The organism is Domibacillus tundrae (assembly GCF_000970675.1).
GTDB classification, from domain to species: Bacteria; Bacillota; Bacilli; order Bacillales; family Domibacillaceae; genus Domibacillus; species Domibacillus tundrae.
Map to the genome: position 1 here is coordinate 428,137 of NZ_LAJA01000001.1, position 14,396 is coordinate 442,532.

15 protein-coding genes are annotated in these 14,396 nt (G+C 42.4%); 10 read left to right on the forward strand and 5 right to left on the reverse strand.

The features are described from left to right. Positions 1-39 precede the first annotated feature (39 nt). Both VQ00_RS02105 and VQ00_RS02110 read left to right on the forward strand, forming a co-directional pair. Entirely contained in the window at positions 40-324 is a 285-nt protein-coding gene (locus VQ00_RS02105) for a phage holin family protein (protein WP_052728285.1), read from the forward strand. A gap of 90 nt (positions 325-414) precedes the next feature. Beyond that, positions 415-897: an N-acetylmuramoyl-L-alanine amidase gene (locus VQ00_RS02110; RefSeq protein WP_082091435.1), complete on the forward strand. Its 483-nt coding sequence runs from the start codon at positions 415-417 to the stop codon at positions 895-897. A gap of 63 nt (positions 898-960) precedes the next feature. On the opposite strand, the gene VQ00_RS02115 is transcribed toward VQ00_RS02110, so the two are convergent. After that, the gene (locus VQ00_RS02115; protein ID WP_046178458.1) at positions 961-1,449 is read right to left on the reverse strand and encodes a YhcN/YlaJ family sporulation lipoprotein; all 489 of its coding nucleotides are present in this window, start codon (positions 1,447-1,449) and stop codon (positions 961-963) included. Between the two features lie 783 nt (positions 1,450-2,232). Here VQ00_RS02115 and VQ00_RS02120 point away from each other — a divergent pair. From VQ00_RS02120 to VQ00_RS02130, 3 genes are all read left to right on the forward strand, one after another. Continuing rightward, entirely contained in the window at positions 2,233-3,492 is a 1,260-nt protein-coding gene (locus tag VQ00_RS02120; RefSeq protein WP_046178914.1) for an ATP-binding protein, read from the forward strand. A 546-nt stretch (positions 3,493-4,038) separates the two neighbouring features. Then, positions 4,039-4,260, forward strand: coding sequence for a hypothetical protein (locus tag VQ00_RS02125; protein ID WP_046178459.1), 222 nt, complete (start codon positions 4,039-4,041; stop codon positions 4,258-4,260). Next, a complete protein-coding gene (locus VQ00_RS02130; RefSeq protein WP_046178460.1) occupies positions 4,253-4,492 on the forward strand; it encodes a LexA family protein in 240 nt (79 codons plus the stop codon). Before VQ00_RS02125 ends, VQ00_RS02130 begins: the two co-directional genes overlap by 8 nt. Positions 4,493-4,620: 128 nt before the next feature. Here the strand turns inward: VQ00_RS02130 and VQ00_RS02135 are convergent, their stop codons facing one another. Continuing rightward, entirely contained in the window at positions 4,621-5,688 is a 1,068-nt protein-coding gene (locus VQ00_RS02135) for an NAD(P)/FAD-dependent oxidoreductase (protein ID WP_046178461.1), read from the reverse strand. 163 nt (positions 5,689-5,851) lie between these two features. Here VQ00_RS02135 and VQ00_RS02140 point away from each other — a divergent pair, with 163 nt between their 5' ends. Next, the gene (locus VQ00_RS02140; protein ID WP_046178462.1) at positions 5,852-6,088 is read left to right on the forward strand and encodes a YuzB family protein; all 237 of its coding nucleotides are present in this window, start codon (positions 5,852-5,854) and stop codon (positions 6,086-6,088) included. A 41-nt stretch (positions 6,089-6,129) separates the two neighbouring features. Here the strand turns inward: VQ00_RS02140 and VQ00_RS02145 are convergent, their stop codons facing one another. Next, positions 6,130-6,828, reverse strand: coding sequence for a DUF2225 domain-containing protein (locus VQ00_RS02145; protein WP_046178463.1), 699 nt, complete (start codon positions 6,826-6,828; stop codon positions 6,130-6,132). 163 nt (positions 6,829-6,991) lie between these two features. Between VQ00_RS02145 and VQ00_RS02150 the strand changes: the two genes are divergently transcribed. The 4 genes from VQ00_RS02150 to VQ00_RS02165 all read left to right on the forward strand — a co-directional run bounded on the left by VQ00_RS02150 (position 6,992) and on the right by VQ00_RS02165 (position 12,497). Next, a complete protein-coding gene (locus VQ00_RS02150; protein ID WP_082091437.1) occupies positions 6,992-7,360 on the forward strand; it encodes a HesB/IscA family protein in 369 nt (122 codons plus the stop codon). A 428-nt stretch (positions 7,361-7,788) separates the two neighbouring features. Continuing rightward, positions 7,789-8,184, forward strand: a complete 396-nt coding sequence (locus VQ00_RS02155; protein ID WP_046178464.1) for a hypothetical protein — start codon at positions 7,789-7,791, stop codon at positions 8,182-8,184. A gap of 325 nt (positions 8,185-8,509) precedes the next feature. Then, positions 8,510-8,695 carry a hypothetical protein gene (locus VQ00_RS02160; protein WP_046178465.1) on the forward strand — a complete coding sequence of 62 codons (186 nt, stop codon included), beginning with the start codon at positions 8,510-8,512 and terminating at the stop codon, positions 8,693-8,695. Positions 8,696-9,257: 562 nt separating this feature from the next. Further along, positions 9,258-12,497 carry a DUF6359 domain-containing protein gene (locus VQ00_RS02165; RefSeq protein WP_046178466.1) on the forward strand — a complete coding sequence of 1,080 codons (3,240 nt, stop codon included), beginning with the start codon at positions 9,258-9,260 and terminating at the stop codon, positions 12,495-12,497. Between the two features lie 97 nt (positions 12,498-12,594). Here VQ00_RS02165 and VQ00_RS02170 read toward each other — a convergent pair whose 3' ends face one another. Further along, positions 12,595-13,236, reverse strand: coding sequence for an SDR family oxidoreductase (locus tag VQ00_RS02170; RefSeq protein ID WP_046178467.1), 642 nt, complete (start codon positions 13,234-13,236; stop codon positions 12,595-12,597). Between the two features lie 45 nt (positions 13,237-13,281). Then, entirely contained in the window at positions 13,282-14,235 is a 954-nt protein-coding gene (locus VQ00_RS02175) for an NAD(P)/FAD-dependent oxidoreductase (RefSeq protein ID WP_046178468.1), read from the reverse strand. Positions 14,236-14,396 lie beyond the last annotated feature (161 nt).

Here is a 14,396-nt window from a genome sequence, read left to right on the forward strand (position 1 = left end):
CGGCATTTTTTAATACAATAATTCAGAAAGAGGTGCGGTATGGAGCACAACACAGACACGCTTTATAACACCATTGTTGGCGGGGGCTTATCAGCTCTCGCCTATTTAGTTGGAGGGGTGTACCAGTTGTTTAATGCGCTCGTTGTCATGATGATTACCGACTATGTGACGGGTATCATGATTGCTATTGATAATAAAACACTTTCTTCAGCAATTGGCTTTAAAGCGGGCTTTCCGCATGTCAGTATATTTATACAAATAATTATTCATTTTATGAATAAAAATGATTATCCAACCAATAATGTAAAGTTATTTAAAGGGTAATATATACATAAAAGGATGAATAATCAATTTTATGCGGAAATAGTGCGTGAAATTTGATAGGTTTATGCATCATGCGGAAAGTCAGTTCCTATGTGGAGAACCGGTCTTTTCCCATCTGTGCCAGGGACGTGGACGAATCTGCACATGTGCCGCGAAACAGATGCGCCATTTTTATTGGTTGAGTGGGGATTTATGACGAATACAGAGGATCTTGCCCTGCTTAAATCGGACAGTTACCGCCAGCGATGCGCCCTTGTGACAGCCTGTACAGTATGCAAATATTACGGCATCACATTCAATGCGGAAAGTACTTCACCAGCAGGTACTTCATCGACAAGTACTGCACCAAAAAAGGAGGAAGCTACATTGGCATCTGAAGTATATCAACGATCTAATACCGCAATTAAAAATTCAACTCGTATCGTATTAAATCGCCTGGCCAGTAAAGATCCAGGAGGCATCGACGAAAGCCATGTGAAAAAGCTGGATGAAGGTACGCTCACCACCAGCGATGCGCTGGGATTAATCTTTGTGGCCATTGAGCGCGGGTTAATCCAAGGAACAAAGGAATAAACATAACAAAGCCCTGGTCTTGGCCGGGGCTTTCATTAGTAAGATATTTACTGCATTTTAAAGTCAAGCACTCGGAAATACCCTTCGAACAGAGTCGCTAAATTCATCAAAGAACCCTCCAATGGGGTCGCCTGCTTTTATCCGATCAGCATAATCCTTCATTTGAGTGCTGAAATCTGGATCTTCCGAAACATACACCTTCTCAACAGAAGTATCTGCTTCTTTTACTTTTTCTTCGATTCTATTTTTCAGGTCATCATTTACTTCTGTGCCATTTTTTAAATTAACGGCAGCATAAGCAGTATGATCGGTTACAAGTACTGTCGCGTCATCTACTTCCTCTAGTTCTTTAACACGGTCAGCAGCCTTTTCAGCCACGTCTAAATTCTGGTCATCGTTGTTCGTGTTATTGTCTGCTTTTTGATCATTTGTGGACATGTTTTCCACTGGAGCATTATCCGCTTTGTCTGAAGCATTATTATCGTTATTCATACAAGCCGCGAGTAAAAGCATAGTCATAAAAGCTGTCACATAAATCGATATTTTCTTCACTGAAAGTCCTCCCTTATATCATTTAACAAAGGATATAATTCCTAATAAATCACTTTATATGCAATAAGACTGATAAAGAAGCAGCCGTTAATAAACAATGGCTGCTCCAGGGTGAAAGGGTTGACGAATAGTGTTCCCCATCTAGCTTAGGGCATACAGTAACTAGATGAATTATTTTTTATTCCTTTCGTGAATCAGCCAATAAATAAAAATACAGACCATAACTAAAACCGTTGCTATAGCTCCATATTGGAAAATCATTTCTGAATTTTTCATAGCTGCACCTCGAAATTATATTGCCCGAATAACAGGTGAACTAACACAAAAAAGACCGGCCGCAGCCAGTCAACTTGCCATTCCAATTACAATCTCATAAATATCATCAGAAGTTTGGACAGCAGGGAGCGGAGGGATGCCGGTTTCATCACAAAGTAAGAGCATGCTCAACGTGTATTTTCGAGATCTTTTTCATCTGCATACTTTTTCCACACTCGAGCGTAGACGGCCCGTGTTTCATCATCAAGTGCCTCTTTTAGCCGCATGCCTTCTTTCAACAATTTCATGTCCTCACCCCTTTCCTTCATTATAAAAGAGGAAGGGATGACATAATATTAAGATTCCGTAAAGTTGATGATTAAAAAGCTTAATTATTAAAATAGACCACATCAATAAGTGTGCATTCACTTTTAAAAAAGAGTTGCGGTAAATGGGAATGATACATTATTCTAGAGAAAATGACATTATTTTTAAAATTTATAAATCATACGAGAGTTTGGTGTAGTGATGGAACTGATAACAAGGGATCTGCTCATAAATTTTCTGTTTATCCTTCTGCCCTTATTCATAATGCAAATGTTTTACTTGTTGAAATACATATATCGACTTGAAAAGCTGAAAGAGTCATGGTTTGTGATTTTTCCTCTTATCTCTATTGTTCTATGTATGCTTTTTCCTTTTTCTTTGGATGATAACCTGACATGGGATCTTCGAAGAATCCCTTTTCTATTGGGTGTGTTATATGGGGGGCCAAAATACGGGATTGTTTTACTGCTCTGGCTTTTAATAGTTCGGTATCTGTTAGGCGGATCGGGCTTTTACGTAACCGTTTGCACATTTGGATCTATGCTTGTATTAACAACCCTTATTTCAACCTACTACATGAGCTTGACTTTAAAATATAAGTTAATAATAAGCGTCCTGCTGGTGTCCATTTCAACATTTATTACGTACTTTGCAGCTTTACATCTTACTGAAGTTAATTTGACAATAAGCATGTGGATTCAATATTTTGTAATTAATATTGTTGGTATGTTGATCGCGACAGCTGTGTTGGAAGTGATTAGAACTAATTTTGACGTATTGCAAAAGTTAATGAAAGCAGAAAAACTAGAGATGGTAAGCAACCTTGCAGCAAGCATTTCACATGAAGTACGAAACCCATTGACCACCAGCAGAGGATTTATGCAGCTTGCACATGAAAGTGATGTTTCGTCGGAAACAAAGTACCATCTTTTGATTGCGATTGAAGAATTGGATAGAGCGACAGAAATTATTAATGATTATTTAACATTCGCAAAACCAGCCTCTGAAGAAAACGAGAAAATCATGATTTATGAAGAGGTTCTTCATGTGGTCAATGTCCTAATTCCTTTAGCAAACATGAACAATGTTGAGATTGATTTATCCCTGGTAAAAAAAGAGTCTTATTATATCATGGGGGACAGAAAAAAATTAGAGCAGGCTTTGATTAACATCGTAAAAAATGGAATAGAATCAATGCCTAAAGGGGGAAAGATGGAGATCGGTATAGACTATTACCCTCATAGTCTGCGTATCAAAATCCGTGATCAAGGAAAAGGGATGACACAAAAGCAAATTGATCGTCTAGGTGAACCGTATTTTACAACAAAAGAAAAGGGGACGGGCTTAGGTATGATGGTTTCGTTCAGTATTATTCAGGGGATGGGCGGAAAGATTAATGTTAAAAGTGAGATTGAAAAGGGCACATACTTTTCGATCGAATTTCCAATTACCGATGTCTAAGCAGGTCCATTATAATCTTCTTTGATTTCTTAATGAAATTAAAAGAAGGGGACTCAAGGGAGGAAGCCCTATTCGAAGAGAATGCTGGGCTTTTTGTTTTTAATCAAGGTCATGTCCGTCATCTAATCGAACCGCCACAATATCTTTAATACAGTACGAGCTATCTGTTAAATATGCACTCGTTTAGGATTGCCGCTTAACGATTTTTGCTCATGATATGATTCCATGATGATCCTTTTCATCCCCTCCAACGCTCGTTCATCAAGTAGAGGGTGCTTCTTTTTCTCTTTTTTCGCTTTCTAATTTATTTTGTTCAGCATGTTCAGCAAGGATCAATCCTCGACATTTTAACATTCCGCGATCCTCATATAATTTCTTCACCAACATCACTCCTTAATGAGAATATTAGTTCGCATAGTGATTCCTCTACAGTATAAAACGGCAGAGTTTAAACTGTAAACAAAAAACGAAAATATGTTCCCGAAACACTTGTTTCTAAACGTTTGTTCGATATAATAGAATTAACAAAAAAAGGAGGCTGTTAAAATGAATGGACTGTTTCAAGCGTCATTAGAAGAACAAAAGCCCATTGTTATTATGTACATGACAGATGATCGCGTGATTACTGACCGCAATATCATTGTAAGAAAGATTCATCCTGAGTATATTCGGGCATATTGCATGAAATGCGGAGGGCTTAGGACGTTTAAGCAGGAAAACATTTTAGCAGTTGCGAAGCCGAAAAAGCGAAGAGAGGCTTATGCATAATTACCTTCTAACAAAGGCGCAAAAAAGAGTGCTGAATGAAATTGCATTATATATAGAAGAAAAAAATTATCCTCCTGCTATTCAGGATATATGTGAACGATTAAATTTAGCTTCATCTTCAACTGTAAAAGGTCATCTGGATTCATTAAAAGAGAAGGGGTATTTAACATGGGAGGAGGGCAAGCCAAGAACGTTGAGGATGCTTATATCAATAGAAGAAAAGCAAAAATAAAAATGGCGGGGAATCCCCCGCCATTTCCCCGCCCTAATTTGGGCGTTTTTTTATTTGTTTTTAGGAGTCATTTTTTAAAAACCTTGATATATCGCCTTTTTATAGGTGATATTAGCTAAGATTTTGAGTCATCCATTATGATATTTGTACATCCAAAGAACACCAGATTTCAAAAAGCGGGCGACGCGGCCGGTAATGGCACGGTCTGCCACAAAACCGAATCCCTGCTTTTTGCCGAGTGAGCCGAGAACGCCTTTTAATTTCATTTCCGGCATTGTTTCTGGCAGCGGCTCATTTTTCCAGCGTTTTTGAAGGACATCGACAATTTGCTCTGCTTGTTCTTCCGCAAGCTGGGCACTTGGGGCGTGCGGGAGACTGGCGCAGTCCCCGACAACATACACGTGTTCATTGCCGGGTATGTTATGATGCGGTGTCAGAACGACCCGGTCGGAGCGGTCTTTTTCCACATTCATTTCACGAACGACGAGAGTTGGCTGGATGCCTGCTGTCCAGACAACCGCATCCATTTCATACACGTCTTCGTGGTTGTAGATCCGGTCCGGTTCTACGCGTGTAATGTTCGCATCACTGACGACTTCTACTCCATGATCGATAAACCATTTTTCAATGTACCCGCTTAAACGCTGCGGGAAGTCTTTTAAAATACGCGGGCCACGGTCAAATAATTTGATGTTGAGGTCGGGACGGCTTTCGCGGAGCTCGCTTGCCAGCTCAATACCAGAAAGGCCGGCGCCGACAATACCGATTTTTGAACCAGCTGGCATATTGTTGAGCTTCTCATAAGTGGCACGGGATTTTTGAATGGACTGAATGCTGTATGTGTGTTCCGTGGCACCGGGAACGCCATGATACTTATCTTCACAGCCAAGACCAATGACAAGATCATCATAGCTAAGCGAACCGCTTGCTTTCAAGGCTACTTCTTTTTGGTCCAGGTTTATGGACGTTATTTCATCATAAACAATATTTAATTTCTCATGCTCAGGAAATGAAACACGGACTTCATGATCGGAAGCGGTTCCAGCCGCCAATGCATAGTATTCTGTTTTTAAACAGTGATAGGGAACCTTGTCAACCAATGTAATCGTGACGTCGTCTGGCAGATGATTCGGCAGCAATCGCAAAAGTACGCGCATGTTCCCGTAGCCGCCTCCAAGCAAAACTAAATGTCTCATATGTATGACCCCTCTGTTTCAGATTCGTATGTAAAGTTTATCTGTTTATTCATATCCGAGTATAGCGAAAATAGCCATATTATACAACACACATCAAGAAAACTTCCCGCTTTTTTCTGTGCTGAATTGGTAGTACAATAAATGGGTGAGGTGAAGAATAAAAATGAAGCCAATAATTGAATTTTGCGTCAGCAATTTAGCAAGCGGGTCACAAGAAGCATTTGAAAAGCTTGAGCGGGATTCTAACCTTGATGTAATTGAATACGGCTGTCTCAGCTACTGTACACGCTGTTCGGATTCCCCGTTTGCTCTTGTAAACGGAGAAGTTGTCGGCGGTGCGACGACAGAGGAGCTTGTTTCCAATATATATACATTTATTGATGAGACGTGGCTTTTTTAAACGTCTAAAAACCGGGTGCCACACTAGGCACCCGGTTTTTCTTATGCAGATTCTTCCTGCGTTTTCATTTGTTCACGTAGTTCATGCCATCGGTCGCGGGCCATTTCGATAATTTGTTTTTCGTTTGAATTGCGCTGGCGCTCAATGACTTTCGAAAAATACGTTACCGCTTTTTCCTTGCGTTCTAATTTCCGGTTTAACTCACCGAGCAAATACAACACTTTAATTTCAGACATTTTCGCCGTCACATCTTCTGTGGAAAACGCTTCTTCATATTCCCGGGCTGCAATTGATAAAAAACGTTTTTCCTCTTTTTTTCGGCTCATATCCCGGTAAATCCATGCCGTACGAAGTGCAAGACCGGCAAGGATTAAATGTTTTTCTTTTTTTAACACCCCTGAATAAAGAGCGAGCTTGTAGCTTTTAATTGCTTTCGAAGGGGAGCGTTCCCCGCTGAAGTCTTGCTCGACCCAATGATCAGAAACGGATGCTTTTAAGACATCTGCTGTTCCTGGCGCGAAATAAGGCGTAAAGTCTTCTGTAAACGAATACCCACAATGAAAGCAGACATGAACATTATAAAAAAGAGGATTGATTTGGCCATTTTCATAAAGCGGCTTCAAATCCGTATCCTGCCCGGTTACTTTAATGGTGCTCTTTCGGACTTTTGTCGTATTAAAGGATTGTTGGCAATGAGGGCATTTCATAGTTTTACTATAGAGTGGAGGGACGTTTGACATTGATAAAGCCTCCTTAGTTTGATTTAAAGGTCTTTTTGCTTATTTTATTATACAGGATTTAAGGGTAAAAAGAATTATTTTTACAAAAAAATCAGTGAGCGGTTCAGTTGAGGATTTTAGAATTTAGCCGTATACTAAAAGAAAATGAAAGGAGAGATTTCATTTGTCTGAACAACAAGTTGTGACTATTACGGAAGCTGCGGCTTTTCAAATAAAAGATATGATGAAACAAAACGAAGAAGAAGGTTCATTGTTGCGCGTAGCTGTCCACGGTGGGGGATGCAGCGGGTTATCATACGGAATGGGCTTTACACCGTCCGCTGAAGAAGGCGACATTCACTTAAACCAGCACGGCATTTCTATTGTCGTGGCGAAAAACGATGCAGCGATTTTAAATGGAACAATCGTTGATTACAAACAGTCGCTGATGGGCGGCGGTTTCACTATTGATAATCCGAATGCGATCGCCTCATGCGGATGCGGCTCATCTTTCAGAACGAAAACGAACGAAGGCGCACCGGAAAATTGTTAACGTTAGCCAACCGTTAAGTTAAACGGCGGGGCGGTTAATCACCGCAGGTAATAGGTGTGCACGGCGTATTTTATTCGACTAAACACAAGCGCAAATATGGCGGTTTAGGCTTATTTATAACGATCTTCTTTAACGGTTTATTCGTAATCCGTTGAGGGGGGGCGTTTTTTTGTGGCATTAAATTAAGAAGCGTTTGCGCACGGTTTGGAATGATATTTGAATGAGCTGTCCAGTGGTTACATGTTTTATTTGTTAACCATTGTGGTGGAAAAATAAACTGCACATAAAAAAGCCACGGAGGAAAACCGCTGCGTATGTTTAAAAAAAGCTGATTTATATAATATTCGTTATGTGAGTTGATCGCTCAATCGTGTTATAGGCTCTAGGAATAAATTATAGAATATCCAAAATAGTAGGAGGTATTGGCGTTGCCAGGAGCTGAAACTATGATTAGACGAATCGTTTATAGCCTTCCTGAAACAAAATACTTGAGAGTTTGGGGTCTAAGGATTCCGTGGGGAGTGAATTGGGTTGATCATAGGGTGGGAATTTATGCGGGTTTTGATTATCCGAGTGTAACGCCTGAAAATCAAGCATTAATTTACGAGTGCGCGTCTCTCGCTGGATTGGCCGCTGCAGCTCCTTTAGCTAAAGCTGTGGCAGCTTGTCAAAGTGGAGTTGAATGTCCGGATGCTATAGCGGATGGTTTACCGGCAGCTGATTCAATATTACGGGAAACATTCTTTAAATATATTGAGAGTTCAGGATTGCCGGATGACGTAAAAAAAAGAGTAGATATCGGTATTTATATAAGGGACGAATGAAGGAGGAGCTGATTAAAATCGCTTCTTTTTGTGCATAAAAACTGTCAGTGAGAAATGAGACGGGGCTGCCATTGACTAAACAATATATGTACAACTAGATCAACTTTACTCATTGGAGGTGTTAAAACGATGAAAAAACGCAAGAAGAAACGCAGCAAACTAGTACGCAGAAGTGAAAAGCCGGGTGAATGAAAAAAACAGACGCAAACAGTCGTAGCCTCAGCACCGGGCGAATATCTTGTAATGACCGGCATGTCCAGCTCAGACACAGCAGCGGAAGGGGCATGTTCAGCCGGAATCCGAAAGTGCGAAGGAGGGCCGGGGCATGAAACAACGGTGGAAAAGCTACGGACTGTGGATCGCAGTGGCCGCGCTTGTTGGTATGGTGCTGCAGGATTTTGGGGTAATGATCCCACCGGAAAGGTACGATGCTTACGTAGACATCTTGCTAACGATCGCAGTGCTCGGAGGCATCATCAACAACCCTGGCGGAAATGAACAACATAACTAGAGGAACACTAACGACTTTGACTCGCCATACACAAATGGCCATTGAAGTCCGAATGCGATCGCGTCATACAGATGCGGTTCATCTTTCAGAACGAAAACGAACGAAGACACATCGGAAAATGGTTAACAATATGTTCTTTTAATTAAAAAGCGTTCGCCAGTATCTATTTGGTACAGGCGAACGCTTTTTTATTAGTCCGTTTTCCTTTTTCGGGTAATCCATATTGAAATCAAAGGAATAACAATAAAAAAGGTGATAAAAAAAACGAAGATAAACTGTAAAAGCCAGAGATCATTATACAAATTGATTTCCTCCCGTACATCTATTTTTAATCTTAGTATGGACAAAGAGAAGAAGATCAATTCTAAAGAGCTTGATCATTTACAAAATCATTAAAAGGTTTTTATACCTATAAACATACATATGATATTTTTCCTATTTTTCCTATTTATTAAAGTTTTTTAAATTATCTGTAAAGATTCTATTTTACAATAGAAAGTAGATTACAATAAAGAAGGTTCTTTCCGGGACGACTAAACACATTTCAGAGAGGGGTTTTTTTATGAGAAAGATTGGACAAGTTTTATTTGCTCTTATACTCGTCATTGGCGCACTGCTTCCATTTCAGACACCGGCTAGTGCAGCTTCTATAACAGTTGCAGAAGCGGTTGCCAGTAATACGGGGACAGCGACGGTCGAAGGATATATTGTCGGTTTTGCCTTGTCAGGAAGTAATTATACGACAGATCCTGAGCGATATAAAAACACTAATATTGGCATCGCTGACGAAGCAGGAGAAACCGATCCGGCTAAAATCATGCCGGTACAGCTGACAACGTCTTTTCGTACTGGCATTAATTTAGCAGAAAACCCAGATAATATTGGTAAAAAAGTTCAAGTGACAGGCTCTCTAGAACCTTATTTTACTGTGCCGGGCTTAAAATCCCCTACGTCTGTCGTACTGCTGGATGATGACGGCATAGAAGAACCTGAAGAGCCGGTTGACCTTGTGAAAGAATCGATTTCAGCAGTCCGTCAAAAAGCGGAAGGTGCTGATGTGTGGACGTCCGGCACGGTGACGGCTGTTTTTGGAAACAACGTGTACATCCAGGATGAGACAGCCGGCATCGTGTTGTATGGCTCCGGCATGAATGTGGCGGTCGGTGATATCATTGAAGCAAAAGGGAAAATTGACGATTATAATTCCCTGCTTGAAATTGCAGTTCAAGCCGGTGGGGTTACGGTGACGGGCAGCGGCGATATGCCGGCTTCGTCGACTGTGACAGCCGCTGATTTAACAGAAGCTGCTGAAGGAACGCTCGTGAAAATAAACAATGTATCGGTCGCCAGCTTTTCAGGAGGCAACTATACAGCAACAGATAAAGACGGGAATGAATTTCAAATCAGACCGCAAGATGCAGCATTGGTAGCTGTAAATACAAACTATGATTCTATTACAGGTGCAGTAGGTTCCTACAATAACGTCTATCAATTAATTCCACGCGGTACGGAAGATATTGAAGCTGATTCATCGACTGTTCAAGCCGTGACAGCAAATCCAGCGGCGGGCGTAGTAGAAGCGGGAACCGGCGTCTCTCTTGCTTCATCGACAGAAGCTGCGGAAATTCGCTATACACTAGACGGCTCTGAACCAACAAAAGAAAGTACGCTTTTTTCAGACCCGATTGTCATCGACGAAAATAAAACGATCAAAGCGAAAGCATTTAAAGATGGATTAGCGGACAGCACCGTTTCTGAATTTACGTATGTGATACAAAAAGACATCGTCCGCATTCATGACATTCAAGGAGCGGGACACACGTCTCCATATAACAATTTAACAGTCGAAAATGTGGATGGTGTCGTAACACATATTGTGGACAACAATAACTTTTATATGCAAAGCATTGAGGCAGATGACGATGAAAGCACATCGGAAGGAATTCTTGTTTATAAGCGGGCACACGGCTTGTCAAAAAGCGACCTTGTCAGCGTGAACGGCACCGTAAAAGAGTGGGTGCTTGAAGGCTATTCAGAAAAACTGCAGACGGATCTTCCAGTCACGGAAATTAACGCTTCTATTGTGACGAAAAAAGAATCTAATCATGCGCTGCCTGAACCGATCATCTTTAATGAAGACCGAATGATGCCGAAGGAAGTGATCGACAATGACCGACTGGGGACGTTTGATCCGGCGCAAGACGGCATTGACTTTTTCGAAAGTGTGGAAGGTATGCTTATTCAAGTAAATAATCCGAAAGTCGTCGCGCCGCAAAACTACGGGGAAGTCGTGGTTGTACCGAATAACATTGAAACAAATACAACAGCCGGCGCACTGCGTATTACAGCAGATGACTACAACCCGGAGCGTATTCACCTTGATCTAAATGATGAAGATTTTGTTGCGAAAACAGGTGATTCGTTTAATGGCAATGTAACTGGTGTGGTCAGCTACGGTTACAGTAACTTTAAAGTGCTTGTCGATGAAGTACCAGAGCTGAATGATGGCGGTTTAACAGGTGAAGAAACAACACTCACCGCAACAGAAGACGGATTGACAATTGCTTCTTACAATCTTGAAAATTTTTCAACTGCTTCAGGAGCAGATAAAACGAACCGGTTAGCTGCCGGAATCGTAAACGGCATGAAGTCACCGGATATTATCGGTGTTACAGAAGTGCAGGATAACGATGGGCCGGCTGATTCCGGAACGACAGATGCTTCAGAAAGTGCGGTTGCGTTAATTGCTGCCATTGAAGCGCTTGGCGGACCAACGTATGTATACACCGATGTTGCACCGGCAGATAAAATGGATGGGGGGCAGCCAGGTGGAAACATCCGTGTTGGTTTCTTGTATAACCCCGAACGAGTTTCACTTGCTGAAGGCACAAAAGGAACGGCAACAGAAGCGGCAGCATACGTAGATGGAAAGCTGACGTTGAACCCGGGCCGGATTGATCCGGACAACGCGGCGTTTGAAGACAGCCGGAAGCCGGTTGCCGCACAATTTACATTTAACGGAGAAAAGGTCATCGTTGTCGCCAACCATTTTAATTCTAAAGGTGGAGATGAGCCGTTATTCGGAAAAAACCAGCCTCCATATTTAAGCAGTGAAGTGCAGCGAAAGCAAATTGCCGCCGTTGTCAACGGGTTCGTCCAGGATGTGAAAACAGCTGATCCTGATGCGAACGTAGTGCTTGTTGGCGACTTTAATGATTTTGAATTTACTGAATCACTGTCAATTTTAAAAGGTTCTCAATTGACAAATATGATCGAAAAAGTACCTGCAGAAGAACGTTTCACATACTCTTACCAAGGAAACGCACAAGTACTTGATCATATTTTGGTTACAAACAACATTGCGCCTTCAACAGAAGTGGATATCGTTCATACGAATTCACAATTCATGGAAGAGCACGGTCGTGCAAGTGACCACGATCCGGTTGTGATTCGGACGACATTTGCAGATGACGTTGTAGAAGAAGATATTGTCTATGTACCAGCATTGAAAAAGAAACAATTTGTGGTCGCGAAACCGGGAATCCATTTGGAATTTGATAAAGGAGCCCGTTTCAGTAAAGGCATTGTCGTCAAGCATTCTGCAACGCTTCAAGGAGCAGGGCTAAAACACAATACCGTTATTATCTCGACTCCTCAAAAAGGACAAGTCATTGATTTGCGCGGGGCAGAAGTAAAAGAAGTTCAAATTGATACAAAGCAGGAAGTCGAGATTATCGGCGTCCAAAATGTGAAGAAATGGATCGATTCAGAAGGAGAAGAAACGCAAAAACCTGCTGCTTAACCAGCAGATAAACCGTCCGGCAGCCGCCGGGCGGTTTTTTTGGTCGCGAAACGAGCAGCAAAAAACCGGCGTGCGCAGGCGGCCGGTTTTCCTGTATCTATATTCTTTTTAGCGCTTCGCCAATGGGTACATCGCCTTCTACGATTTCAAAGATACGGCTTTCAGTCTTTTCAGCAAGCAAGCTCTGAACGAGTACTTCCGCGACGTCAGCCCGCGCGATCGACTTTGTCCGGCCGGCGACTTGTGCGGCCGCTTCAATTTTGCCGGCCGCCGCTTCATTCTTAAGTACTCCCGGCCGGACAATTGTATAGGTCAGTCCGCTTTGCATCAAATGGGCGTCTGCATCGTGCTTTGCCTGCAAATAATGCTGCATGGACTCCGGGCCTGCATCCGGCCGGTCTGCCCCCATAGAACTGAGCATAACAAACCGTTCAATGCCATGAGAAACAGCAAGATCAATTGCTTTAATTGCCCCGTCCCGATCGACAGTGGTTGTTTTATCCGATCCGGTCGAGGAACCGGAACCTGCCGCAAAGATAACGGCATTTACGTCGTTCATCGCATAACTGAAATCCTGCTCTAAGTCTGCCAGTACAGGCTGGGCACCGAGCTTCTCCATATCCGTCATCTGATCGGTTTTGCGCACCATCGCCTTTACGTGATGCTGAATGTTCTCCGCGAGACTTTGGACAACGAGCCGTCCTGTTGTGCCGGCTGCGCCGATGACAAGTACATGCATGGTTGACCACCCTTTTTTACCTTTAGTTTACCCGTGGTAAAAAAATTAAAACAAGGAAGTGCTATGCAGCGGCTGAATTTTTGCAGAGGGATCAATGAATGCTTTTGCATTGTTGACAGCGGTCGGTGCTTCCCCGAATCCAGTCGCGATCAGTTTCACTTTGCCATCATACGTTGCCACATCACCCGCCGCATATACACCTTCAATGTTTGTTTCCATGCGGGAGTTAACCACAATCGAATTTTTCTCAATTTCCAGCCCCCAGTTTTTCATTGGACCGAGTGAGGAAATAAATCCATAGTTCACAACGAGATCATCAATTTCCAGTTTTTCAGTCCGGTCGCCTTTTACTTCTTCAAGCTGAAGATGTTGGCCATCAAATGATACAGGGACAAACGGCGTCATGACATTAACACGCGATTCATGCAAAAGTTCAACACTATGTTCATGTGCCCGGAATTTGTCGCGGCGGTGAATGATCGTCACGTCTTTTGCCGTATTTTCAAGCATCATTGCCCAGTCTACAGCTGAGTCGCCTCCGCCAAGGACAGCGACGCGGCGTCCGGCAAACGAGGACAGATCGTTGATGAAATAGTGGACATTGGGTAAAGTGTCTGCGCCGTCAATTTCCAGGCGGCGCGGCTGAAAAGCGCCATTGCCAGCTGTAATAATGACTGCTTTTGTCTCGTGCTTTCCTTTGTCCGTTTGCAGAAGAATCGTTCCATCCGGCTGTTTTTCAAGAACTTGAACGGCTTCTTCAAGACAAAGTTCAACCGGAAACCGATTCATTTGCTCGACGAGCCGGTCGACGAGCTCTTGGGCGCGAACAGCAGGAAAACCTGCTACATCATAAATAAATTTCTCCGGGTACAGAGCGGACAACTGGCCGCCCGGCTGCGGCAGGCTTTCAATGATTTTTACGGAGGAGCCGCGCATACCTGCATAAAAAGCGGCAAACAAGCCGGTTGGACCCGCACCAATAATCGTAATGTCTGTCACTCAAAATCCCCCTTTTTTTAAACCTGTATAAAGCAGGTCATAAAGACGATGTATAAGCCGTCTTTTTTTTTTATCATTTCTTATTTTACAGAATTCATGAAGGGAAGTCTCATTTGAAATTTCTTGTTGAAATAACTTGAAAAAAGGACCGAAAACGTCTA